Origin of the sequence: Streptomyces sp. GD-15H (genome assembly GCF_045291515.1) — a bacterium.
Lineage (GTDB): Bacteria > Actinomycetota > Actinomycetes > Streptomycetales > Streptomycetaceae > Streptomyces.
In genome coordinates this window covers 5,584,861-5,608,231 of the sequence record NZ_CP149447.1, presented here as the reverse complement: position 1 = coordinate 5,608,231, position 23,371 = coordinate 5,584,861, and the positions used below count along the sequence as shown (strand labels likewise).

Here is a 23,371-nt window from a genome sequence, read left to right as displayed (position 1 = left end):
CAAGCCGTACCGGGACCGGCAGCTGTTCGGAACGTCTCAGACCTTCAGCTGAGTGAAGCGGATGCGGTTGCCGAAGGGGTCGCGCAGGCCGCAGTCGATTCCGTACGGGCGCTCGGTGGGTTCCTGGGTGAACTCCACGCCCTTCTCCAGCAGCCTCTCGTAGGTCTTGCGGCAGTCGTCCGTGGTGAGGATGAACCAACCGCCCATGGCCCCCTTGGTCACCAGCTCGCGCACCTGCTCCGCCGTCTCCTCCGGCATCGCCGGAGCGCCCGGCTTCTCCAGCAGGATCTGCCGCTCGGGGTGGCCGGGGACGCCGACGGTCAGCCAGCGCATGAAGCCCATGTCGATGTCCGCGGTGACCTCCAGACCGAGCTTGCCGACGTAGAAGTCGAGGGCCTCGTCCTGGTCGAGGACGTACATCTGTGAGTGCGTGATGGCGTTGAACATGACGCTCACGCTATCCAGTCGGCGGAACGAAAACTTATCCGAAACTGCTCGGTTCCCGTGCGCCTGCCAGAAGGTCAGGCACTCGGCCGGGTCCACGCCATCGTGAAGCACGTCGGCACGCTCACGGCCATCACCTCCTTGCGGTACGTGCGCGGTGACCGGCCGACGATGTCGCGGAACGTGCGGCTGAAGGTTCCCGGGCTGCCGAAGCCGACCTCGAAGCCGATGGCCGTCACGCTGCGGTCGGTCTCCCGCAGCAGGAACATCGCCCGTTCCACCCGGCGGCGCTGGAGGTAGCGGTGCGGTGTCTCACCGAACGTGGCCCGGAAGGTCCGCGTGAAGTGCGCCGGTGACACATGCGCGATGCGCGCCAGGGTGGGGACGTCCATCGGCTGCGCGTAGTCGCGGTCCATCGCGTCCCGCGCCCGGAGCATGCGGCGGTTGGTCTCTTCGACGGCACGGCTCACGGTGCCATCCCATCACGGTCCACCGACCGCACACCATGCGCGGACCGGCTCCACCCGGCCGCCGTCTCGGCCCGGGGCGACCGGGCGCGGAGCACGAAGGGGCGGGAGAGGACGGTGACGGTGGCGGACAGGGTGGCCAGGGCGGTGATCGTGGTGCCGGGGTCGAGGTGCAGGGCGACGCCGCCGGCGAGCGCGGCTCCGATGCCCTGCCAGGTCATCCGGCCGGCGGACTCCACGCCCTGGACCTGGCCGCGGACCGGGTCCGGGGTCAGTGCGAGCAGTTGTTCCTGGAGCGGCAGGGTGGCGGCGAACCCCGCACTGGCGACGAACACCGCGACCGCCGCCACCATCGTGGGCGGGTGGGCGGCGAACAGCAGGTACGGCACGGCGAGCAGCAGCCGCAGGGCGAACGCGCAGCGGCGTCGCCGGTCGGCGGTGAGCAGTCGCCCGACGGTCAGGTCTCCGAGGAGCATGCCGGCCGAGCCTGCGGCCAGGAGGACGCCGGCCTGCTCCGGATCGTAGGAGAGGAACAGTGCCTCGCAGCCGACGATCAGGCCGTTGGGAACCCACAGGTTCAGCAGCAGCGCACGCTTGCCGGGGTGGGAGAAGAGCTCGGCGTTGGTCGTCCAGGTCCGGCGCAGGCCGGGGCGGGGGCGGGGACGGCCCGGATCGGCCGGACGGGTCGAGTGCTCCCGGACGGTCGTCGCCACGGCGCCCAGCCCGAGTCCGGTCAGGACGGTGGCGACGGCGAAGACCTCGTGCGGGCTCAGGTGTCGCAGCAGGAGGGCGCCGACGGCGTAGCCGAGGACGGCCGTGCCGCCCGAGGTGATGTTCATCAGCGACCGCGCGAGCACGTACGCGGAGGCCGGTACGACTTCGGCGAGCAGTCCCATCCGCGCTCCGGCGCCGAGGGACTGGAAGAACCCCAGCACCAGGAGAAGCCCGAACCGGGCGGCCAGTGGCAGTCCCGGAACCGCCTGCGCCGCGACGCCCGCCAGGGAGAGGCACTGGAGCGTGACAAGGGTTCGGCGAGGACGCTTCCCGTCCGCGACCGACATCAGTGTCAGTGCGCCGAGCACCGTGGCGAACGTGGCGCCGTACATGCTCACGGCCGTCAGAAACGGGGACCCGGTCCGGTCGTCGACCAGCGTGCCGAGTGCGAAGCCCGACAGGGTGCTCGCGGCGACCGTCAGCGTGAAGCCGGCGTACAGGCCGGTGAACTCACGGTTGCGGAGCAGCGCGCGGTAGCCGGTGGCGGGAGTCGCGGTGGGTGGGGAAGGGGATGCGGAAGCATCGTCGGAAGGCATGAAAAAAGCCTCGGGATGCACCCGCTGGGGGGTGCCGGAGGCCAACTCGCACAGTTTAACAGGGGTTCGGCCGGCGGCCGCTCAGTCCAGGTGCGTCGGTGCGAACATCCGCAGGAGGGCCGGGAGGACGACCACCGAGGGGCCCGGGGTCGACAGGGCCGCCGCCAGGTCACGTTCCAGGGTCTCGGGGGTGGTGCGCACGCCCGGGACGCCGAAGGACTCCGCCAGGGCGACGTAGTCCGGGCGGGTCAGTTCGGTGGCCGTGGGCTCGCCGAAGGCGTCGGTCATGTACTCGCGGAGGATGCCGTAGCCGCCGTCGTCGACGATCAGCCAGGTGACGTCGAGGTCGTGCTGGCGGGCGGTGGCCAGTTCGGCGAGGGAGTAGAGGGCGCCGCCGTCCCCGGAGACCGCCAGCACGGGGCGGGTGGGGTCGGCGACCGCCGCGCCGAGGGCGGCCGGGAAGCCGTAGCCGAGGCCGCCGGCGCCCTGGGCGGAGTGCAGGTGGTTGGGGCCCTTGGCGTTCGAAGGCGGACCAGGCCCAGTAGGCCAGGATCGTCATGTCCCAGAAGGAGGGTGAGGTGGCGGGCAGGGCGCGGCGGACGGACGCCAACACCTCCTGCTCCAGGATGAGTCCCTGGGACGCGAGGCGCTCGGCGACCTTCGACAGCAGCGTGCGGACGCGTTCCGGTGCCGTCGCGTCCTCGCGTGGCTCCACCGTCTCCAGCAGCGCCTGGAGTGCGAGGCGGGCGTCCGCGTGGATGCCGAGCGCCGGGTGGTTGGACTCCAGCTTGCCGAGGTCGGCCTCGATCTGGACGATGCGGCCGCGCGGCGTGAACGTGTGGTAGTTCGAGGAGAGTTCGCCCAGTCCGGAGCCCACGACCAGGAGGACGTCGGCGTCCTCCAGGAAGTCCGTCGTGTGGCGGTCCTCCAGCCAGGACTGCAACGACAGCGGGTGCGTCCAGGGGAAGGCGCCCTTGCCGCCGGGGGTCGTCACGACCGGTGCCTGGATCAGCTCGGCGAGCTGCCGCAGCTTGCCGGAGGCGTCCGCGCGGACCACTCCCCCGCCCGCGATGATCGCCGGGTGGGTGGCGTGCGACAGCAAGTGGGCGGCCACCGCCGTCAGTTCGGGGCGCGGGGGCAGCTCGTCCGGGGTGGCGTCCATCGCCGTCACCTGCGGCAGGACCGTCTCCGCGAGCAGGACGTCCTGCGGGATCTCGACCCACACCGGGCCGTGCGGCACCGTCAGCGCCGACTTCCAGGCCGCCGTGATCGCCGACGGGATCTGGGACGCCGTACGCACCGTGTGGACGGACTTGACCACGCCCCGGAACGAGGCCGACTGGTCGGGGAGTTCGTGCAGGTAGCCGTGGCGCCCGCCGCCGAGACCCGCCGTCGGGATCTGGCTGCTGATCGCCAGGACGGGGGCGGAGGCGGCCGCCGCCTCCTGGAGCGCGGGCAGCGAGGTCAGCGCACCCGGGCCCGTCGACAGCAGCAGCGGCGCCGCCTCACCGGTGATCCGGCCGTACGCGTCCGCCGCGAACCCGGCGTTGTTCTCCACCCGCAGGCCGATGTACCTGAGGTCGGAGCGGCGCAGGGCGTCGAACACGCCGAGGGCGTGCTGGCCGGGCAGGCCGAAGACGGTCGTCGCGCCGAGCCCGGCCAGGGTCTCCACGACCAGGTCTCCGCCGTTGCGGCCGGCGGGAGGACTGAGCGCGGCCTCCGTCTGTGCGGCGGTCGGGCGGAGCACCAGGTCGTGGTCGTGGTTCATTTGCCCTCGTGCCCCTCACGGGCCTCGGCGATCTGGCGGGACATGATCGTGGTCAGCTCGTACGCCGTGTGGGAGGCGGCGATCGAGGTGATCTCCGCGTGGTCGTACGCGGGGGCCACCTCGACGAGGTCCGCCGAGACCAGGTGGCAGGAGGCCAGCCCGCGCAGGATCTCCAGGAGTTCGCGGGAGGTCAGTCCGCCGGCCTCGGGGGTGCCGGTGCCGGGGGCGTGGGCCGGGTCCAGACAGTCGATGTCGATGGAGATGTACAGCGGGCGGTCGCCGATGCGTTGCCTCAGCTGGTCGGCGACCTCGTCGGCGCCCCGGCGGTAGACGTCCGCGGAGGTGACGATGCCGAAGCCCATCTTCTCGTCGTCGGTGAGGTCCTGCTTGCCGTAGAGCGGGCCGCGGATGCCGACGTGGGAGAGGGCGGAGGTGTCGAGGATGCCCTCCTCCACGGCCCGGCGGAACGGGGTGCCGTGCGTGTACTCGGCGCCGAAGTAGGTGTCCCAGGTGTCCAGGTGGGCGTCGAAGTGGAGCAGGGCCACGGGGCCGTGCTTCTTGGCGACCGAGCGGAGCAGCGGCAGCGCGATGGTGTGGTCGCCGCCCAGGGTCATCAGGCGGGCGCCGGTGCCGAGGAGGTCGTCGGCGGCGGCCTCGATGGTCTCCACGGCCTCGTTGATGTGGAACGGGTTCACGGCGATGTCGCCGCCGTCCGCGACCTGGGCGAGGGCGAAGGGGGAGGCGTCCTGCGCGGGGTTGTAGGGGCGCAGCAGCCGGGACGCCTCGCGGATGGCGTTGCCGCCGAAGCGGGCGCCCGGCCGGTAGGAGACGCCCGAGTCAAACGGCACGCCCACCACGGCGACGTCGGCACGGCCGACCTCGTCCAGGCGGGGCAGCCGGGCGAAGGTCGCGGGGCCCGCGTACCGGGGGACGCGGGACGAGTCGACGGGCCCGCGGGGCGTCTCGTTGCTGCTCATGTAGGACTGCCTTCTTTCCTACGCTTCATCGCGTATGTGCTGCCTGCGTGTGACTTTACTGGGCGGCGGGGCCTGGCCCGGTCGCCGCACTGTCGGCGACGTTAGGTGGCCGGAAGGCGGCTGAGAAGTGTACGTTTCATCCATTCTGAACGATGGACATGGAGGAATCGCCCACCATGACCGACCCCACGGTTCCGCCCACGCCCCCGGTGCCCCTGGACGCGCTCCTGGCCCGCGAGGACCTGGCGCTGCGCCGGGTCGCCGGGCCGGCGGCCCCGGGCATCGTCGTGCACTGGGCGCACACCTCGGAGATGGCCGACCCGTACCCGTATCTGCTGGGCGGGGAGCTGCTGCTGTCGGCGGGGGTGCACATCCCGGACGGGGCGGGCCCGGGGTACTTCGACGCGTACGTCTCCCGGATCGTGGCGGCGGGCGGTGTGGCCCTGGGCTTCGGCCTGGCGCCGGTGCACGACACCGTGCCCGAGGCGCTGGTCGCGGCGTGCGACCTCCAGGGGCTGCCGCTGCTGGAGGTGCCGCCGCGGACCACGTTCTCCGGCGTGGCCCGGGCGGTGTGGCAGTTGATGGCGCAGGCCCGTCTGGCGGAGCTGCGCCGGGTGACGGAGGCCCACCAGAGCCTCGCGTCCGCCGCCGCCCGCCCGAATCCGGTCCCCTCGCTCCTGCACCGCCTCTCCCGGCACCTGGACGGCCGGGTGGTCCTCTTCGGGCCGGAGGGCACGGAGATCGGCGCCGCGGGCCGCACCCGGGGCGAGGAGACCGAAGCGGCCCTGGCGAAACTGGCCCAGGTGGTACGTCCGTCGGGCCCGGACGGCCCCCGGCCGGCCCCGACGAGCGGAACGGAGCCCGGGACGGTCCCCGGGGCCGGTGGTCCGGCGTCCCCGGCCGGGCGGGCACGGCCCCGCCCCTCTCCCGTCTCCGCCACGGACACGGTCGCCGGGGTCCGGCTGACCGCCTACGCGCTCGGGGCCGGACACGGGTTCGTGCTGGGCGTCGCGGCCCCGTCGCGGGACTCCGGGGACCACACCATCGCGTCCGTGGCCGCGGTGCTGCTCACCCTGCTGACCGGTGAGCAGCAGAGCGGTACCGGCGCGGCTCGCTCCGCCGCGCTCGTACGACTGCTGCTGGGGAGCGAGCCGGAGGACGTGGCGCCGTTGCTCGGCGGGGAGCGGTGGCGGGTCGTGCACGCACGACCGGACGCGCAGGTCCCGGACGCCCTGGCGGCCTCCGCGCTCGGTGCCGCGCTCGGGTCGGCGCTGGTGGATCCGGCGGACGGGGTCGTGCGGGTGCTCCTCCCCACCGGACGGGAGCCTCAGGCGCAGCCTGGCTGGACCCTGGGGGTCAGCGCCGCCGTCGGCCCGCGGGACTGGCCCGCGGCCGACACCCGGGCAGCCCGCGCCCTGGCCCGGGCCCGCGCCACCCGGGTGCCGCTCGTCGTGCACGGCGCCCGCCCCGCGCTGGACGACCTGGTCCCCTCGGCGGACGCGGACGCCCACGCCCGCCTGCTGCTCGCCCCCGTCGAAGGCACGCCCGCCCTCGTGGACACCCTGCGCACCTGGCTTTCCCTGCACGGCAGTTGGGACCGCACCGCGGTGGTCCTGTCCGTGCACCGCAACACCGTGCGGCAGCGGATCGCACGGTGCGCGGCCCTGTTGGAGACGGACCTGGACGATCCGGACGTACGCATGAACCTGTGGTTCGCCCTGCGCCGCACCTGAGTATCCCGCACCACCGCCCCGGACCGGGCACTCTGAGTACCCGTACGGAACCGTCCGAGTACGTGACGCACGTCCCAGGGGGCGATACGCCAGGGACGCCCACAGGGCGCTGCTCCACAATGGGGACATGCCGATATCCGGGACCCCCAGCCGCGCCGAACTCCTCCTCCATCTCGCCGCCACGCGCATCGCGGGCGAGGTCGCCACCCCGCGCGAGAACAACCTCTCCCACTACCGCAAGCTGGCGAACGGCGACCGTCATTTCTGGCTCGGCCTGGAGCTCGGCGACCGCTGGAGCGACGAGCAGGACGTGCTCGCGGTGATGGCGGAACGGGTCGGCGTCAACGACGACCCGGAGCACCGGTACGGCCAGGACACCATCGATCCGGAGCTGACCGTGGCCGCCCTGGAGCGGATGGCGGGGCGGCTGCGCAAGGCGGCGGACGGTCAGCAGCGGGTGCTGTTCGCCACCGGCCATCCCGGCGGCCTGCTCGACGTGCACCGCGCCACGGCCGCCGCACTGCGCGCCGCAGGCTGCGAGATCGTGGTGATCCCGGACGGGCTGGCCACGGGCGAGGGGTACGTGATGCAGTTCGCGGACGTGGCGGTGCTGGAACACGGCGCCACGCTGTGGCACACCCACTCCGGTGAGCCGATGAAGGCCATCCTCACCGCGCTGGAGCGGAAGGGCCGCCCCCTGCCCGACCTGGTCGTCGCCGACCACGGCTGGGCGGGGTACGCGGGACAGCACGGCGTCGACTCCGTCGGCTACGCCGACTGCAACGACCCGGCGCTGTTCCTCGCGGAGGCGGAGGGCACCGTCCAGGTGACGGTCCCCCTCGACGACCACGTGGTCAGCCCCCGCCACTACGACCCGATGACGGCGTATCTCCTGGCGGAGGCGGGGCTGCTGGACCACGGCGCCCCCGACGACAGACGCTGAGACCCGTCGGGGCGGGAGGCCGAGGAGGCTAGGACCTGTCGCGCGGGGCGCGGACCACGCCCTCCTGGATGACCGAGACCGCGAGGTGGCCGTCCTGGGTGTACATACGGGCCTGGCCGAGGCCCCGGCCGCCGTGCGCCGACGGGGAGTGCTGGTCGTACAGCAGCCACTCGTCGGCGCGGAACGGACGGTGGAACCACATGGCGTGGTCGAGGGAGGCCCCGACCACGTCACCCACCGCCCAGCCGCCCCGGCCGTGGGCGAGCAGCACCGAGTCCAGGAGCGTCATGTCGGAGACGTAGGTGGCGAGGACGACGTGCAGCAGGGGGTCGTCGGTCAGTTTGCCGTTGGTGCGGAACCACACCTGGGAGTGGGGTTCGCGGGGCTCGCCGAAGCGGCCGTAGGGCGGCTCGTCGACGTAGCGCAGGTCGACCGCGGCGCGGGCCTCCAGGAAGCGCTCGACGACGTCGGGGGCGAGATGACCGTAGTCGCGGAGCCGTTCCTCGGAGGTGGGCAGCGTGGCCGGGTCCGGCGCGGGCGGCATCGGCTCCTGGTGGTCCAGGCCCTCCTCGTACGTCTGGAAGGACGCGGAGAGGTGGAAGATCGGCTTGCCGTGCTGGACCGCGACGACCCGGCGGGTGGTGAAGGAGCGGCCGTCGCGGATCCGGTCGACGGTGTAGACGATGGGCGCGCCGGGGTCGCCGGGGCGCAGGAAGTACGCGTGCAGGGAGTGCGCGGGCCGGTCCGCGGGGACGGTGCGCCCGGCGGCGACCACGGCCTGCGCGGCGACCTGCCCGCCGAAGACGCGGGGGACGACGGCGGAACGGGACCGGCCGCGGAAGATGTTCTCCTCGATCTGCTCGAGGTCGAGCAGATCGAGGAGTTCCTGTAGTGCCTGGCTCATGGGGTCAGTTGTACCGTCACTTGTGGAGGCCAGGGATGCCGTGGGACCGTCGGCCCTACAGGCCCATGTCCTTGGCGATGATCGTCTTCATGATCTCGCTGGTGCCGCCGTAGATGCGGTTGACGCGGTTGTCCGCGTACAGGCGGGCGATCGGGTACTCGTTCATGTAGCCGTAGCCGCCGTGCAGCTGGAGGCAGCGGTCGATGACGCGGTGCGCGACCTCGGTGCAGAACAGCTTGGCGGAGGCGGCCTCGGCGGGGGTCAGCTCGCCGGCGTCCAGGGCCTCCGTGGCGCGGTCGGCGACCGCCTCGGCGGCGTCCACCTCGGCCTGGCAGGCGGCCAGTTCGAACTTGGTGTTCTGGAAGTGGGCGACCGGCTTGCCGAAGACGGTGCGCTCCTGCACGTACTGCTTGGCGAACCGGACGGCCGCCTTGGCCTGCGCGTAGGCGCCGAAGGCGATGCCCCACCGCTCGGAGGCCAGGTTGTGGCCGAGGTAGGAGAAGCCCTTGTTCTCCTCGCCGAGGAGGTCATCGACGGGGACCTTGACGTCGACGAACGCCAGCTCGGCGGTGTCGGAGGTGCGCAGGCCCAGCTTGTCGAGCTTGCGGCCGACGGAGTAGCCCTCGGACTCGGTGTCGACGGCGAACAGGGAGATGCCGTGGCGGCGGTCCTCCGCGGTCGGGGCGGCGGTGCGGGCGCAGACGATCACCTTGTCGGCGTGGACGCCGCCGGTGATGAAGGTCTTGGCGCCGTTGAGGACGTAGTGGGTGCCGTCCTCGCTCAGCTTGGCGGTGGTCTTCATGCCCGCGAGGTCGGAGCCGGTGCCCGGCTCGGTCATCGCGATGGCCCACATCTCCTCGCCGGTGGCGAACTTGGGCAGGTAGCGCTTCTTCTGCTCGTCGGTGGCGAGCATCTTGATGTAGGGCAGGGCGAGCAGGACGTGCACGCCGGAGCCGCCGAACTGGACGCCCGCGCGCGCGGTCTCCTCGTAGAGCACGGCCTCGAACTTGTGGCTCTCCATGCCCGCGCCGCCGAACTCCTCGGGGACGTTGATGCCGAAGATGCCGAGCTTACCGAGCTTGTAGTAGAAGTCCCGGGGCGCCTGGCCCGCCGCGAACCACTCGTCGTAGACCGGGACGACTTCGGCCTCGATGAAGTCGCGGATGGTCTCCCGGAAAGCCTCGTGGTCCTCGTTGAACACCGTACGGCGCACGCCGCCGCCCTCCTTCGCGCCTGGTCCGGCGCCGCTCTCGCGTTCCTGGTGATGCCTAAGCGCTTGCTCAGGAACTCAACCCTACCGGCGGGTATCAAGAGCCGTCCAGACCAGGAGCCCCGTAACGCTCGTCACTCGGCGGGGCTCGGCGGGGCTCGGCGGGGTGGGAGCGGAGTCGGCCCCCGGGGCGGGGCCGGCCCGAATCCGGCCTCCAGGCGGGTCCGGAGCGGGTCCGGGGCAGGTCCGGAACGGGTCCGGGCCCCGGAGCGGGTCCGAAACAGGTCTGGGCCCCGGAGCAGGTCCGGAGCGGGTCCGAAACAGGTCCGGAGCGGGTCCGGGGCAGGTCCGGAACGGGTCCGGGGCGGGTTAGGCGCTGGGGCAGGGCGTGCCCGCCGCCGCGAACGCGCCGCGTGCCATCCGGTGCAGCAGCCCGGCCGTCGTGGCGCGGCCGGGCAGGGCGCCGGGGCGGCCGAGGTGCGGGGTGGAGTTGAGCAGGCCGAACACCGAGTGCACGGCCGAGCGGGCGGCCGGTTCGGTCAGTTCGGGGTAGAGCTCGCGCACCACCCCGACCCACAGCTCGACGTACTGCCGCTGCAGCTGCCGCACCAGCTTGCGGTCGGCGTCCCGCAGGCGGTCCAGTTCACGGTCGTGCAGGGTGATGAGGGGACGGTCGTCGAGCGCGAAGTCGATGTGGCCCTCGATCAGCGAGTCCAGGACCGCCTCGGGAGCCGCCCCGTCGACCTCTTCGAGGCGCTGTCTCGCGCCGGTCAGCAGCTGGCCGCTGATCCCCACCAGCAGTTCCGCGAGCATCGCGTCCTTGCCCGGGAAGTGCCGGTACAGGCCGGGGCCGCTGATGCCGACCGCGGCGCCTATCTCGTCGACCCCGACACCGTGGAACCCACGCTCGGCGAAGAGCCGCGCGGCCTCTTTGAGGATCTGCTCGCGGCGGGTCGGGGCGTCGGTCCTGGTGGCCATGGGGACGATTCTAGACAGCGGGGTTAGCGGTCGTTAACCTGAGGGGGACGCGTTAACGCTCATTAACAAGTGAGGGGACCCGCAGGATGCACGAGGCACCGGAGCTTCACAGCGCGGCCGATCCCGCGTCGGAGTCCTTTCGGGCCAACGAGGAGGCGCACCGCGCGCTCGTCGAGGAGCTGCGCGCCAAGCTGGCCGCGGCCGCGCTCGGCGGCGGCGAGCGGGCGCGGGCCAGGCACACCGCGCGGGGAAGCTGCTCCCGCGCGAGCGCGTGGACACGCTCCTCGACCCCGGTTCGCCCTTCCTGGAGCTGGCCCCGCTGGCGGCCGACGGGATGTACGAGGGGCAGGCCCCGGCGGCCGGTGTGATCGCCGGGATCGGGCGGGTCAGCGGGCGCGAGTGCGTGATCGTCGCCAACGACGCGACCGTCAAGGGCGGCACGTACTACCCGATGACGGTGAAGAAGCACCTGCGCGCGCAGGAGGTGGCCCTGGACAACCGCCTGCCCTGTGTCTACCTCGTGGACTCCGGCGGGGCGTTCCTGCCGATGCAGGACGAGGTGTTCCCGGACCGGGACCACTTCGGGCGGATCTTCTACCACCAGGCCCGGATGTCCGGTGCCGGTATCCCGCAGATCGCGGCCGTGCTCGGTTCCTGCACGGCGGGCGGGGCGTACGTCCCTGCGATGAGCGACGAGGCGGTGATCGTGCGCGGCCAGGGCACGATCTTCCTCGGCGGCCCGCCCCTGGTGAAGGCGGCCACCGGCGAGGTGGTCACGGCGGAGGAGCTGGGCGGCGGCGAGGTCCACTCACGGGTGTCGGGCGTCACCGACCACCTCGCCGAGGACGACGCGCACGCGCTCAGGATCGTGCGGAACATCGTCTCGACCCTCCCGGCGCGCGGGCCGCTCCCCTGGGGGGTCGAGCAGGCCGTCGAGCCCAAGGTCGACCCGCGGTCGCTGTACGGCGCGGTCCCGGTGGACTCCCGTACGCCGTACGACGTGCGGGAGGTCATCGCGCGCGTGGTGGACGGGTCGCGTTTCGCCGAGTTCAAGGCGGAGTTCGGGCAGACCCTGGTGACCGGTTTCGCCCGGATCCACGGCCACCCGGTCGGGATCGTCGCCAACAACGGCATCCTGTTCTCCGAGTCCGCCCAGAAGGGCGCCCACTTCATCGAACTGTGCGACCAGCGCGGCATCCCGCTGGTCTTCCTGCAGAACATCTCCGGCTTCATGGTCGGCAAGGACTACGAGGCGGGCGGCATCGCCAAGCACGGCGCCAAGATGGTGACGGCGGTGGCGTGCACGCGCGTGCCGAAACTGACCGTGGTGGTGGGCGGTTCGTACGGCGCGGGCAACTACTCCATGTGCGGCAGGGCCTACTCGCCCCGCTTCCTGTGGATGTGGCCGGGCGCCAAGATCTCCGTCATGGGCGGCGAGCAGGCCGCTTCCGTGCTGGCGACCGTCAAGCGGGACCAGCTGGAGGCGCGCGGGGAGAACTGGCCGGCCGAGGACGAGGACGCCTTCAAGGCCCCGATCCGCGCCCAGTACGAGCACCAGGGGAACGCCTACTACGCGACGGCCCGCCTCTGGGACGACGGTGTGATCGACCCGCTGGAGACCCGGCAGGTCCTGGGCCTGGCCCTGACCGCGTGCGCCAACGCGCCACTGGGCGATCCCCAGTTCGGCGTCTTCCGGATGTGAGGGGACGGAAAACTGTGACAGGTCGAACGATGTTCGAAACAGTTCTGGTGGCCAACCGGGGCGAGATCGCCGTCCGGGTCATCCGCACCCTGCGGTCGATGGGCGTGCGTTCGGTGGCCGTCTTCTCCGACGCGGACGCCGGCGCCCGGCACGTCCGGGAGGCCGACACGGCGGTACGGATCGGCCCGGCGCCGGCCGCGGAGAGCTACCTGTCGGTGGAGCGGCTGCTGGCGGCCGCCGCCCGCACCGGCGCCCAGGCGGTCCACCCCGGGTACGGCTTCCTCGCCGAGAACGCCGGCTTCGCGCGCGCCTGCGAGGAGGCGGGACTGGTCTTCATCGGGCCGGGCGCCGACGCGATCTCCCTGATGGGCGACAAGATCCGCGCCAAGGAGACGGTGCGGGCGGCCGGGGTCCCGGTGGTCCCGGGTTCGAGTGGCAGCGGCCTCACGGACGCGGAACTCGCCGACGCGGCCCGCGAGATCGGCATGCCGGTGCTGCTGAAGCCCTCGGCGGGCGGCGGCGGCAAGGGCATGCGGCTGGTGCGGGACGCTTCGACGCTGGCCGACGAGATCGCCGCCGCGCGGCGCGAGGCCCGCGCCTCCTTCGGCGACGACACGCTCCTGGTCGAGCGGTGGATCGACCGCCCCCGGCACATCGAGATCCAGGTCCTGGCCGACGGCCACGGTCATGTCGTCCACCTCGGCGAGCGTGAGTGCTCCCTCCAGCGCCGCCACCAGAAGATCATCGAGGAGGCGCCCAGCGTCCTGCTGGACGAGGGGACCCGGGCCGCGATGGGCGAGGCGGCCGTGCAGGCGGCCCGCTCCTGCGGCTACCGGGGGGCGGGCACGGTGGAGTTCATCGTCCCGGGCACCGACCCCTCCTCGTACTACTTCATGGAGATGAACACCCGCCTCCAGGTGGAGCACCCGGTCACCGAACTGGTCACCGGGCTGGACCTGGTGGAGTGGCAGCTGCGGGTGGCGGCGGGCGAGCCGCTGGCGTTCGGGCAGGACGACATCCGGCTCACCGGTCACGCGGTGGAGGCCCGCATCTGCGCCGAGACTGTATCCATGAGAGAGGGCACGCGCGGCTTCCTGCCCTCCGGCGGCACGGTGCTGAAACTGCGTGAGCCGCAAGGTGACGGCGTCCGCACCGACTCCGGACTCAGCGAGGGCACGGAGGTCGGCAGCCTCTACGACCCGATGCTGTCCAAGGTGATCGCCTACGGCCCCGACCGCGCGACCGCCCTGCGCAAGCTCCGGGCGGCGCTGGCGGAGACGGTCACGCTGGGCGTGCAGACCAACGCCGGGTTCCTGCGGCGGCTGCTCGCGCACCCGGCGGTGGTCTCCGGCGACATGGACACGGGCCTGGTGGAGCGCGAGGTGGAGGGCCTGGTCTCCGCCGACGTCCCCGAGGAGGTCTACGAGGCGGCGGCGGCCGTACGGCTGGACGCGCTGCGGCCGCGCGGCGACGGCTGGACGGACCCGTTCTCGGTGCCGGACGGCTGGCGCCTGGGCGGCACGCCCAGGCCCGCCTCCTTCCACCTGCGCGTCCACGACCCGGTGGAGTGCACCCCGCGCGGTATCCACACCGTCACCGACGACCGTGTGGCGGTGACGCTGGACGGCGTCCGGCACACCTTCCACCGCGCCGCCGACTGGCTCGGCCGGGACGGCGACGCCTGGCACGTGCGCGACCACGACCCGGTGGCCGCGTCCCTGAACCAGGCGGCGCGTTCCGGCGCCGACTCGCTGACCGCGCCGATGCCCGGCACGGTGACAGTGGTGAAGGTCGCCGTCGGCGACGAGGTGAGTGCGGGCCAGAGCCTGCTGGTGGTGGAGGCGATGAAGATGGAGCACGTCGTCTCCGCCCCGCACGCCGGCACGGTCACCGAACTGGACGTGGCCCCGGGCACCACGGTCGCCATGGACCAGGTGCTGGCGGTCATCGCGCCCGTGGAGACACCCGCGGAGGAGGAGACGGCATGAACACCACCGAACTGGGGCTGCCCATGGCCGTACCGGCCGAGGGACTGCCCACCCGGGTGCGGATCCACGAGGTCGGCGCGCGCGACGGCCTGCAGAACGAGAAGGCGACCGTCCCGACGGAGATCAAGGCGGAATTCATCCGCCGCCTGGCCGGCACGGGCCTGACCACGATCGAGGCGACGAGCTTCGTCCACCCCAAGTGGGTGCCCCAACTGGCGGACGCGGAGGACCTGTACCCGGTCCTCGCCGACCTGCCGGTGTCGCTGCCGGTCCTGGTGCCGAACGAGCGCGGCCTGGACCGCGCGCTGGCGCTCGGCGCCCGGCGGGTGGCGGTCTTCGCCAGCGCCACGGAGTCCTTCGCCAAGGCCAACCTCAACCGCACGGTGGACCAGGCGCTGGCGATGTTCGAGCCGGTGGTGACCCGGGCGAAGGCGCAGGACGTCCACGTCCGGGGCTACCTCTCGATGTGCTTCGGCGACCCGTGGGAAGGTGCGGTCCCGATCCCCCAGGTGGTGAAGGTCTGCAGGTCCCTGCTCGACATGGGCTGCGACGAACTGAGCCTGGGCGACACCATCGGCGTGGCGACACCGGGCCATGTGACCGCCCTGCTCACCGCGCTCGCCGAAGCAGCCGTACCCGTCTCCGCCCTGGGCGTCCACTTCCACGACACCTACGGCCAGGCCCTGTCCAACACGCTGGCCGCGCTCCAGCAGGGCGTCACCACGGTCGACGCGTCCGCCGGCGGACTGGGCGGCTGCCCGTACGCGAGGTCCGCCACCGGCAATCTCGCCACCGAAGACCTCGTGTGGATGCTGCGTGGTCTCGGCATCGACACCGGGGTCGACCTCGGCCGTCTCGTCGCCACAAGCGTCTGGATGGCCGCCCACCTGGGCCGACAAAGCCCGTCCCGCACCGTCCGAGCCCTCTCCCACCAGGAGCAGTGAACGACATGGATCACAAGCTCTCCCCGAACTGGAAGAACTCCGCCGCACGGTCGAGGAGTTCGCGCACGACGTCGTCGCACCGAAGATCGGCGACTTCTACGAGCGGCACGAGTTCCCGTACGAGATCGTCCGCGAGATGGGCCGCATGGGCCTGTTCGGCCTGCCGTTCCCCGAGGAGTACGGCGGCATGGGCGGCGACTACCTGGCGCTGGGCCTGGCCCTGGAGGAACTGGCCCGGGTGGACTCGTCGGTGGCGATCACCCTGGAGGCCGGCGTCTCGCTGGGCGCGATGCCACTGCACCTGTTCGGCACCGAGGAGCAGAAGCGCGAGTGGCTGCCCCGGCTGTGTTCCGGCGAGATCCTGGGCGCGTTCGGTCTGACGGAGCCGGACGGCGGCAGTGACGCGGGCGCGACCCGTACGACGGCCCGCCTCGACGAGTCGACGAACGAGTGGGTGATCAACGGCACGAAGTGCTTCATCACCAACTCGGGTACGGACATCACGGGCCTGGTCACGGTCACGGCGGTCACCGGCCGCAAGCCGGACGGCAAACCGCTGATCTCGGCGATCATCGTCCCGTCGGGCACCCCGGGCTTCACGGTGGCGGCCCCGTACTCGAAGGTCGGCTGGAACGCGTCGGACACGCGGGAGCTGTCGTTCCAGGACGTCCGCGTCCCGGCGGCGAACCTGCTGGGCGAACAGGGCCGGGGCTACGCCCAGTTCCTGCGCATCCTCGACGAGGGCCGTATCGCCATCGCGGCGCTGGGCACGGGGCTGGCGCAGGGCTGCGTGGACGAGTCGGTGAAGTACGCCAAGGAGCGGCACGCGTTCGGCCGTCCGATCGGCGCCAACCAGGCCATCCAGTTCAAGATCGCCGACATGGAGATGAAGGCCCACACGGCCCGCCTCGCCTGGCGGGACGCGGCGAGCCGCCTGGTGGCCGGTGAGCCCTTCAAGAAGGAGGCGGCGGTCGCCAAGCTGTACTCCTCCACGGTCGCGGTGGACAACGCCCGCGACGCCACCCAGATCCACGGCGGCTACGGCTTCATGAACGAGTACCCGGTGGCCCGCATGTGGCGCGACTCCAAGATCCTGGAGATCGGCGAGGGCACGAGCGAGGTCCAGCGGATGCTGATCGCCCGGGAGTTGGGGCTGACGGCAGGCTGACGGAGCGGGGGCGGGGCGGGCGGCCCGACGGCCGCTCGTCTCACCCCCCGCGCGTGAGGGGAAGGGGCCCAGTCCCCTGGACAAACTTTGAGGTTAGGCTAACCTAAGTCTGGCTCCAGTCAGGGGCCCGCGGGCCCGCCCGCACCCACCTGCCCCGCACGCACGAAAGCAGACCCAGCCATGGCGAACGCCAGAACCGCCCGTTTCTCCCGTCGCGGCCTCCTCGCCGCCGGTGGCGCTCTCGGACTCGGCGCCGCACTCGCGGCCTGCGGCGACGGGGACGGGGACGCGAAAAGCGGCGGTTCGGACTCGACGGGCGCCACCGACTCCGAGTCCGGCCCCTGGTCCTTCAAGGACGACCGCGGCACCACCGTGAAGCTGGACAAGGTCCCCACGAACATCGTCGCGTTCACGGGTGTCGCCGCCGCGCTCCACGACTACGGCGTCCAGGTCAAGGGCGTCTTCGGTCCGACCAGGACCAAGGACGGCAAGGCCGACGTCCAGGCCGGCGACATGGACATCAGCAAGGTGACCGTTCTCGGCAACGTCTGGGACCAGTTCAACGTCGAGAAGTACGCGACCCTCGCCCCCGAGGTCCTCATCACCACCACCTTCGACGACGCCGGCACCCTCTGGTACGTCCCCGAGGCGTCCAAGGACAAGATCGCCAAGCTCGCGCCGAGTGTCGCCGTCTCCGTCTACGACCGCCAGTTGACCGCGTCGCTCGAGCGCATGTGGGAACTGGCCGAGTCGCTGGGCGGCGACATGAAGGCCACCAGGGTCACCGACGCGAAGAAGCGCTTCGAGGCGGCGTCCGAGCGGCTGCGCAAGGCCGCGAAGGCCCACCCCGACATCAGGGTGATGGCCGGCTCGGCGAGCCCGGAGCTGTTCTACGTCTCCGGCACCAACCTCTCCGCGGACCTGGAGTACTTCAAGGCCCTCGGCGTGAACTTCGTCGAGCCGACCGAGGAGGCCAAGAAGCCGACCGGCGGCTGGTTCGAGAGCCTCAGCTGGGAGAACGTCGACAAGCACAAGGCCGATGTCATCATCATGGACGACCGCAGCTCGGCCACACAGCCCGCCGACATCACCGAGACGACCTGGAAGAAGCTCCCCGCGGTCAAGGCCGGTCAGGTCATCGCGCGTTCCGCCGAACCGATCCTGTCCTACGACAAGTGCGTCCCGCAGCTCGAGAGCCTCGCCGAGGCCATCGAGAAGGCCAAGAAGGTCAGCTGACCGTCCCTGCCGGAACCCTCCCCCAAAGCCGTACGTGACCACCGCCGCAGCCGCCCCGTTCCGGTTCTCCTCCCTCCAGATCACCGGAACGAGGCGGCTCGGTCCGTCCCTGACGCCGCTCGGGCCCGGGTGCGGCCGGAGGTGCCGCACGCCGGTGACATCCAGAACCCGGTGACCGGTGCCGCGACACCTCCATGGGCTGCCGACGCCGGGACCTGACGGAGGAACAGCTGCGCGAACAACGTGAATCCCAGCCCTAGTTGAGCGCCCCACACCCTTCGTGACGGAGTGACCGCGGTCACGGCCGGGACAGGAACAGAGCCACGCCGCTTAGGCTAGGCTCACCTAAGCAAAAGTGGGCCGCATCGCGGCGCGCGCCCCGCTCCCTCCCCGCACCGGACCATCCCCCACCGGAGGCCTCCACATGCGCTCGCACCTGCTCAACGACACCACCGCGGAGCAGTACCGCCGCTCCGTGACCGAAGGAGTCGAGCGGGTGGCCGCCCAACTCGCCACCACCGAACGCCCGTTCACCGGCATCACGGTCGACGCCCTCTCCCCGCTCATCGAGCGGATCGATCTCGACCGGCCGCTGCACGACACCACAGCGGCGCTGGACGAGCTGGAGGACGTCTACCTCCGGGACGCGATCTACTTCCACCACCCCCGTTACCTCGCCCACCTCAACTGCCCGGTCGTCATCCCGGCCGTGCTCGGCGAGGCGGTGCTCTCCGCCGTCAACTCCTCCCTGGACACCTGGGACCAGTCGGCCGGCGGCACCCTGATCGAGCGGAAACTGATCGACTGGACGGTGGGCCGGATCGGCCTCGGCTCCGCCGCCGACGGGGTGTTCACCTCCGGCGGCACCCAGTCCAACCTCCAGGCGCTGCTGCTGGCCCGCGAGGAGGCCAAGACCGGCGACCTCGCGAAACTGCGCGTCCTCGCCTCCGAGGTCAGCCACTTCAGCGTGAAGAAGTCCGCGAAACTGCTCGGCCTCGGCCCGGACGCCGTGGTGCCGATCCCCGTCGACCACGACAAGCGGCTGCAGACCGTCGCCCTCGCCCGCGAGCTGGCGCGCTGCACCGAGGACGGCCTCGTCCCCATGGCCGTCGTCGCCACCGCCGGAAGCACCGACTTCGGCTCCATCGACCCGCTGCCCGAGATCGCCGAACTGTGCGCCCAGTACGGCGTCTGGATGCACGTGGACGCCGCCTACGGCTGCGGACTGCTCGCCTCGCTGAAGCACCGGGACCGCGTCAACGGCATCGAACGCGCCGACTCGGTCACCGTCGACTACCACAAGTCCTTCTTCCAGCCGGTGAGTTCGTCCGCCGTGCTGGTCCGCGACGCGGCCACGCTGCGGCACGCCACCTACCACGCGGAATACCTCAACCCGCGCCGCATGGTGACCGAGCGCATCCCCAACCAGGTCGACAAGTCCCTGCAGACCACCCGCCGCTTCGACGCGCTCAAACTCTGGATGACCCTGCGCGTGATGGGCGCCGACGGCATCGGTCGGCTCTTCGACGAGGTCTGCGACCTGGCCCACGAGGGCTGGCGGCTGCTCGCCGCCGACCCGCGCTTCGACGTGGTCGTCGAGCCGTCGCTGTCCACCCTCGTCTTCCGGTACGTCCCGGCCTCCGTCACCGACCCGGCCGGCATCGACCGGGCCAACCTCCACGCCCGCAAAGCCCTGTTCGCCTCCGGTGACGCGGTCGTCGCGGGCACCAAGGTGGCGGGGCGCCACTACCTGAAGTTCACCCTGCTGAACCCCGAGACCACGACCGCCGACATCACCGCCGTCCTCGATCTGATCGCCGGCCACGCCGAGCAGTACCTGGGAGATTCCCTTGACCGCGCTTCCTGAAGCCCCTGACGCCGCCTACGACTTCGTGGGAATCGGGCTGGGCCCCTTCAACCTCGGCCTCGCCTGCCTCACCGAGCCCATCGGCGACCTGAACGGCGTCTTCCTGGAGTCCAAGCCGGACTTCGAGTGGCACGCCGGGATGTTCCTCGACGGCGCTCACCTCCAGACGCCGTTCATGTCGGACCTGGTCACCCTCGCCGACCCGACCTCCCCCTACTCCTTCCTCAACTACCTGAAGGAGAAGGGCCGCCTGTACTCGTTCTACATCCGCGAGAACTTCTATCCGCTGCGCGTCGAGTACGACGACTACTGCCGCTGGGCCGCCGGCCGACTGAGCAGCATCCGCTTCGGCACGACCGTCACCGAGGTGACGTACGACGAGAGCACCGAGCTGTACGCCGTACGGACGCGGGCCGGTGACACCTACCGCGCCCGGCGGCTGGTGCTCGGCACCGGCACGGTGCCGTTCGTGCCCGAGCCGTGCCGCGGCCTGGACGGCGATCTGCTGCACACCGCCGAGTACACGCACCGCAAGGCGGAGCTGCGGCGGAAGGAGTCGATCACGGTCGTCGGCAGCGGGCAGAGCGCCGCCGAGATCTACCACGAGCTGCTGTCCGAGATCGACGTCCACGGCTACCGGCTCAACTGGGTCACCCGTTCCCCGCGGTTCTTCCCGCTGGAATACACCAAGCTGACCCTGGAGATGACCTCCCCGGACTACATCGACTACTTCCGCGCGCTGCCCGAGGAGACCCGCTACCGGCTGGAGAAGCAGCAGAAGTGCCTGTTCAAGGGCATCGACTCCGATCTCATCGACGCCATCTTCGACCTGCTGTACCAGAAGAGCATCGAGAGCGGCGACCGCGCGGTCCCCACCCGGCTGCTCACCAACTCCTCACTGGTCAGCGCCCGTTACGAGGAGGGCGGGTACTCGCTCGGCTTCCACCAGGACGAGCAGGGCAAGGACTTCGAGCTGCGCACCGAGGGCCTGGTGCTGGCCACCGGCTACCACTACGAACCGCCGGCCTTTCCTCGGCCCGGTCCGCGACCGGATCCGCTTCGACGGCCACGGCCGGTTCGACGTGGCCCGCAACTACGCCATCGACGTGACAGGCCGGGGCGTGTTCCTGCAGAACGCCGGCGTCCACACGCACAGCGTCACCAGCCCGGACCTGGGCATGGGCCCGTACCGCAACAGCTGCATCATCCGCGAACTGCTCGGTTCCGAGTACTACCCCGTCGAGAAGTCCATCGCCTTCCAGGAGTTCGCGGTATGAGCGTCACCGACACCGGCTTCAGGTGCGCACTCGGCACCTTCACCGTCCGGCCGCTCGCCCCGCTCCGGGACGCCGAACTGCTGCACTCCTGGGTCACCCACCCCAAGGCGGCCTTCTGGATGATGCGGGACGCGGAGCCGGAGGACGTCGAGCGCGAGTACCTGCGGATCGCGGCCGACGAACACCACCACGCCCTGCTGGGCCTGCACGACGGCCGACCCGCCTTCCTGATGGAGCGGTACGACCCCGCCCACCGCGAACTGGCCGGCCTCTACGAGCCGGAGCCCGGCGACGTCGGCATGCACTTCCTGGTCGCCCCCACCGACACCCCGCTGCACGGCTTCACCCGGGCCGTCATCACCGCCGTACTCGCGCACCTCTTCGACGACCCGGAGACCGCACGGGTCGTCGTCGAACCGGATGTGTCCAACAAGGCGGTACAGGCCCTCAACGAGGCCGTCGGATTCGAACCCGTACGCGAGATCGACAAGCCGGAGAAGAGGGCCTTGCTGAGCTTCTGCACCCGCGCGCAGTTCGCCGCCGCCACGGGGGTGGGCGTATGAGCCCCGCCGACGCCGTGGACCACCTCACCCCCGAACGCTGGGAGACGGCCAACCGGCTACTGATCCGCAAGGCGCTCGCCGAGTTCGCGCACGAGCGGCTGATCCACCCGGAGGAGACGGACGCCGGCGACTACGTCGTACGCAGCGATGACGGCCTGACCCAGTACCGCTTCACCGCCGTCCGCCGTGCCCTGGACCACTGGCAGGTGGCGGCCGACTCCCTCAGCCGGCACCGCGACGGGTCCGAACTCCCCCTCGTCGCCCTGGAATTCTTCATCGAGCTGCGGAAGTCGCTCGGACTGAGCGACGAGGTCCTGCCGGTGTACCTGGAGGAGATCTCCTCCACCCTCTCCGGCACCTGCTACAAGCTCGCCAAGCCGCCGGTCACCTCGGCCGAGCTGCTGAGCGCCGGCTTCCAGGCCGTCGAGACCGGCATGACCGAGGGCCACCCCTGCTTCGTCGCCAACAACGGGCGGCTCGGCTTCGGCATCCGGGAATACCGCGCCTACGCGCCCGAGACGGCGAACCCGGTGCGGCTGGTGTGGCTGGCCGCGCACCGCTCGCGGGCGGCGTTCACGGCCGGCGCCGGCATCGAGTACGAGTCGTTCGTACGGCAGGAGCTGGGCGCGGACACCGTCGAGCGCTTCCACCGGACGCTCACCGGCCAGGGCCTCGACCCGGCCGACTACCTCCTCATCCCCGTCCACCCCTGGCAGTGGTGGAACAAGCTCACCGTCACCTTCGCCGCCGAGGTCGCCCGCCGCCACCTGGTGTGCCTCGGCGAGGGCGACGACGAGTACCTGGCCCAGCAGTCCATCCGGACCTTCTTCAACCGGTCGAACCCCGGGAAGCACTACGTGAAGACGGCCCTGTCCGTCCTCAACATGGGCTTCATGCGCGGTCTTTCGGCCGCCTACATGGAGGCCACCCCGGCGATCAACGACTGGCTGGCGCGGCTCGTCGAGGGCGACCCGGTGCTGCGGTCGACGGGGCTGACGATCATCCGGGAGCGGGCGGCGGTCGGCTACCGGCACCTGGAGTACGAGAAGGCGACCGACCGCCACTCGCCGTACCGCAAGATGCTGGCCGCGCTGTGGCGGGAGAGCCCGGTGCCCTCGCTACGGGACGGCGAGTCCCTCGCCACCATGGCCTCCCTGCTCCATGTGGACCACGAGGGGGCGTCGTTCGCGGGCGCGCTGATCGAACGGTCCGGGCTCACCCCGGTCGAGTGGCTGCGGCACTATCTGCGCGCCTACTACACCCCGCTGCTGCACAGTTTCTACGCCTACGACCTGGTGTTCATGCCGCACGGCGAGAACGTGGTCCTGGTGCTGGAGGACGGGGTGGTGCGGCGCGCGATCTACAAGGACATCGCCGAGGAGATCGCGGTGCTGGATCCGGACGCGGTGCTGCCGCCGGAGGTCTCCCGCATCCGCGTGGAGGTGCCGGAGGACAAGAAGCTGCTGTCGATCTTCACGGACGTCTTCGACTGCTTCTTCCGCTTCCTGGCCGCGGACCTCGCCGCCGAGGGCGTCCTGGCCGAGGACGACTTCTGGCGGACGGTCGCGGAGATCACCCGCGAGTACCAGGCGTCGGTGCCCGAACTCGCCGACAGGTTCGCCCGGTACGACATGTTCGCCCCCGAGTTCGCGCTGTCCTGCCTCAACCGGCTCCAGCTGCGCGACAACAGGCAGATGGTCGACCTCGCGGACCCGTCCGGCGCGCTCCAGCTGGTCGGCACCCTGAAGAACCCCCTCGCGGGGCTCTGACCCGGCCGGCGGGGCCCTGCCCCACCCGGACGGGCGGCACCCCGGAGTACGGTCCTCCGGGGTGCCCGTCGCTCATCAGGTCAGCGGCTCATCCGGTCACCGGCTCATCCCGCCGCCGGCCAG

At 71.4% G+C, this 23,371-nt stretch carries 15 protein-coding genes and 4 pseudogenes; 11 read left to right on the top strand and 8 right to left on the bottom strand.

The window, feature by feature from the left end; all coding sequences use genetic code 11:
- Positions 1–36 precede the first annotated feature (36 nt).
- The 5 genes and pseudogenes from WJ438_RS26540 to speB all read right to left on the bottom strand — a co-directional run bounded on the left by WJ438_RS26540 (position 37) and on the right by speB (position 4,966).
- Positions 37–447 (bottom strand): VOC family protein, encoded by a 411-nt coding sequence (locus tag WJ438_RS26540; RefSeq protein WP_406727456.1) that lies wholly within the window; start codon positions 445–447, stop codon positions 37–39.
- A gap of 74 nt (positions 448–521) precedes the next feature.
- Positions 522–914 carry a helix-turn-helix domain-containing protein gene (locus WJ438_RS26535; RefSeq protein WP_406727455.1) on the bottom strand — a complete coding sequence of 131 codons (393 nt, stop codon included), beginning with the start codon at positions 912–914 and terminating at the stop codon, positions 522–524.
- The gene (locus WJ438_RS26530; RefSeq protein WP_406727454.1) at positions 911–2,221 is read right to left on the bottom strand and encodes an MFS transporter; all 1,311 of its coding nucleotides are present in this window, start codon (positions 2,219–2,221) and stop codon (positions 911–913) included. Before WJ438_RS26530 ends, WJ438_RS26535 begins: the two co-directional genes overlap by 4 nt.
- 81 nt (positions 2,222–2,302) lie before the next feature.
- Positions 2,303–3,989, bottom strand: a pseudogene (locus WJ438_RS26525) (thiamine pyrophosphate-binding protein).
- On the bottom strand, positions 3,986–4,966 hold the full coding sequence (speB, locus tag WJ438_RS26520) for an agmatinase (protein WP_406727453.1): 981 nt from the start codon (positions 4,964–4,966) through the stop codon (positions 3,986–3,988). The pseudogene WJ438_RS26525 and the gene speB overlap by 4 nt, the downstream one beginning before the upstream one ends.
- A gap of 176 nt (positions 4,967–5,142) precedes the next feature.
- Between speB and WJ438_RS26515 the strand changes: the two genes are divergently transcribed.
- On the top strand, positions 5,143–6,699 hold the full coding sequence (locus WJ438_RS26515; RefSeq protein ID WP_406727452.1) for a PucR family transcriptional regulator ligand-binding domain-containing protein: 1,557 nt from the start codon (positions 5,143–5,145) through the stop codon (positions 6,697–6,699).
- Between the two features lie 127 nt (positions 6,700–6,826).
- Positions 6,827–7,642 (top strand): phosphatase, encoded by an 816-nt coding sequence (locus tag WJ438_RS26510; protein ID WP_406727451.1) that lies wholly within the window; start codon positions 6,827–6,829, stop codon positions 7,640–7,642.
- Between the two features lie 28 nt (positions 7,643–7,670).
- Here WJ438_RS26510 and WJ438_RS26505 read toward each other — a convergent pair whose 3' ends face one another.
- The 3 genes from WJ438_RS26505 to WJ438_RS26495 all read right to left on the bottom strand — a co-directional run bounded on the left by WJ438_RS26505 (position 7,671) and on the right by WJ438_RS26495 (position 10,734).
- Positions 7,671–8,546, bottom strand: a complete 876-nt coding sequence (locus tag WJ438_RS26505) for an acyl-CoA thioesterase (protein ID WP_406727450.1) — start codon at positions 8,544–8,546, stop codon at positions 7,671–7,673.
- A 55-nt stretch (positions 8,547–8,601) separates the two neighbouring features.
- Positions 8,602–9,759: an acyl-CoA dehydrogenase family protein gene (locus tag WJ438_RS26500; RefSeq protein WP_406727449.1), complete on the bottom strand. Its 1,158-nt coding sequence runs from the start codon at positions 9,757–9,759 to the stop codon at positions 8,602–8,604.
- Between the two features lie 366 nt (positions 9,760–10,125).
- The gene (locus tag WJ438_RS26495; RefSeq protein ID WP_406727448.1) at positions 10,126–10,734 is read right to left on the bottom strand and encodes a TetR/AcrR family transcriptional regulator; all 609 of its coding nucleotides are present in this window, start codon (positions 10,732–10,734) and stop codon (positions 10,126–10,128) included.
- An 86-nt stretch (positions 10,735–10,820) separates the two neighbouring features.
- Between WJ438_RS26495 and WJ438_RS26490 the strand changes: the two are divergent.
- From WJ438_RS26490 to WJ438_RS26450, 9 genes and pseudogenes are all read left to right on the top strand, one after another.
- Positions 10,821–12,436, top strand: a pseudogene (locus tag WJ438_RS26490) (carboxyl transferase domain-containing protein).
- 29 nt (positions 12,437–12,465) lie between these two features.
- Positions 12,466–14,424, top strand: a complete 1,959-nt coding sequence (locus WJ438_RS26485; protein WP_406727447.1) for an acetyl/propionyl/methylcrotonyl-CoA carboxylase subunit alpha — start codon at positions 12,466–12,468, stop codon at positions 14,422–14,424.
- Complete coding sequence (locus WJ438_RS26480; protein WP_406727446.1) at positions 14,421–15,368, top strand: hydroxymethylglutaryl-CoA lyase; 948 nt, start codon at positions 14,421–14,423, stop codon at positions 15,366–15,368. Before WJ438_RS26485 ends, WJ438_RS26480 begins: the two co-directional genes overlap by 4 nt.
- A 5-nt stretch (positions 15,369–15,373) precedes the next feature.
- A pseudogene (locus WJ438_RS26475) lies at positions 15,374–16,536 on the top strand (acyl-CoA dehydrogenase family protein).
- Between the two features lie 180 nt (positions 16,537–16,716).
- Positions 16,717–17,772, top strand: coding sequence for an ABC transporter substrate-binding protein (locus tag WJ438_RS26470; RefSeq protein ID WP_406727445.1), 1,056 nt, complete (start codon positions 16,717–16,719; stop codon positions 17,770–17,772).
- A 424-nt stretch (positions 17,773–18,196) separates the two neighbouring features.
- Positions 18,197–19,639 (top strand): lysine decarboxylase DesA, encoded by a 1,443-nt coding sequence (gene desA / locus WJ438_RS26465; RefSeq protein WP_406727444.1) that lies wholly within the window; start codon positions 18,197–18,199, stop codon positions 19,637–19,639.
- A pseudogene (locus WJ438_RS26460) lies at positions 19,623–20,916 on the top strand (lysine N(6)-hydroxylase/L-ornithine N(5)-oxygenase family protein). The gene desA and the pseudogene WJ438_RS26460 overlap by 17 nt, the downstream one beginning before the upstream one ends.
- Positions 20,913–21,479 carry a GNAT family N-acetyltransferase gene (locus WJ438_RS26455; protein WP_406727443.1) on the top strand — a complete coding sequence of 189 codons (567 nt, stop codon included), beginning with the start codon at positions 20,913–20,915 and terminating at the stop codon, positions 21,477–21,479. Before WJ438_RS26460 ends, WJ438_RS26455 begins: the two are co-directional and overlap by 4 nt.
- The gene (locus tag WJ438_RS26450; protein WP_406727442.1) at positions 21,476–23,248 is read left to right on the top strand and encodes an IucA/IucC family protein; all 1,773 of its coding nucleotides are present in this window, start codon (positions 21,476–21,478) and stop codon (positions 23,246–23,248) included. Before WJ438_RS26455 ends, WJ438_RS26450 begins: the two co-directional genes overlap by 4 nt.
- Positions 23,249–23,371 lie beyond the last annotated feature (123 nt).

What these genes read in the sequence shown, in the direction of transcription:
- WJ438_RS26455 (WP_406727443.1), top strand. Translation starts at nt 20,913, where the DNA reads ATGAGCGTCACCGACACCGGCTTCAGGTGCGCACTCGGCACCTTCACC.
- WJ438_RS26540 (WP_406727456.1), bottom strand. Translation starts at nt 447, where the DNA reads ATGTTCAACGCCATCACGCACTCACAGATGTACGTCCTCGACCAGGAC.
- WJ438_RS26530 (WP_406727454.1), bottom strand. Translation starts at nt 2,221, where the DNA reads ATGCCTTCCGACGATGCTTCCGCATCCCCTTCCCCACCCACCGCGACT.
- speB (WP_406727453.1), bottom strand. Translation starts at nt 4,966, where the DNA reads ATGAGCAGCAACGAGACGCCCCGCGGGCCCGTCGACTCGTCCCGCGTC.
- WJ438_RS26450 (WP_406727442.1), top strand. Translation starts at nt 21,476, where the DNA reads ATGAGCCCCGCCGACGCCGTGGACCACCTCACCCCCGAACGCTGGGAG.
- WJ438_RS26510 (WP_406727451.1), top strand. Translation starts at nt 6,827, where the DNA reads ATGCCGATATCCGGGACCCCCAGCCGCGCCGAACTCCTCCTCCATCTC.
- WJ438_RS26495 (WP_406727448.1), bottom strand. Translation starts at nt 10,734, where the DNA reads ATGGCCACCAGGACCGACGCCCCGACCCGCCGCGAGCAGATCCTCAAA.
- WJ438_RS26515 (WP_406727452.1), top strand. Translation starts at nt 5,143, where the DNA reads ATGACCGACCCCACGGTTCCGCCCACGCCCCCGGTGCCCCTGGACGCG.
- WJ438_RS26470 (WP_406727445.1), top strand. Translation starts at nt 16,717, where the DNA reads ATGGCGAACGCCAGAACCGCCCGTTTCTCCCGTCGCGGCCTCCTCGCC.
- desA (WP_406727444.1), top strand. Translation starts at nt 18,197, where the DNA reads ATGCGCTCGCACCTGCTCAACGACACCACCGCGGAGCAGTACCGCCGC.
- WJ438_RS26485 (WP_406727447.1), top strand. Translation starts at nt 12,466, where the DNA reads ATGTTCGAAACAGTTCTGGTGGCCAACCGGGGCGAGATCGCCGTCCGG.
- WJ438_RS26480 (WP_406727446.1), top strand. Translation starts at nt 14,421, where the DNA reads ATGAACACCACCGAACTGGGGCTGCCCATGGCCGTACCGGCCGAGGGA.
- WJ438_RS26505 (WP_406727450.1), bottom strand. Translation starts at nt 8,546, where the DNA reads ATGAGCCAGGCACTACAGGAACTCCTCGATCTGCTCGACCTCGAGCAG.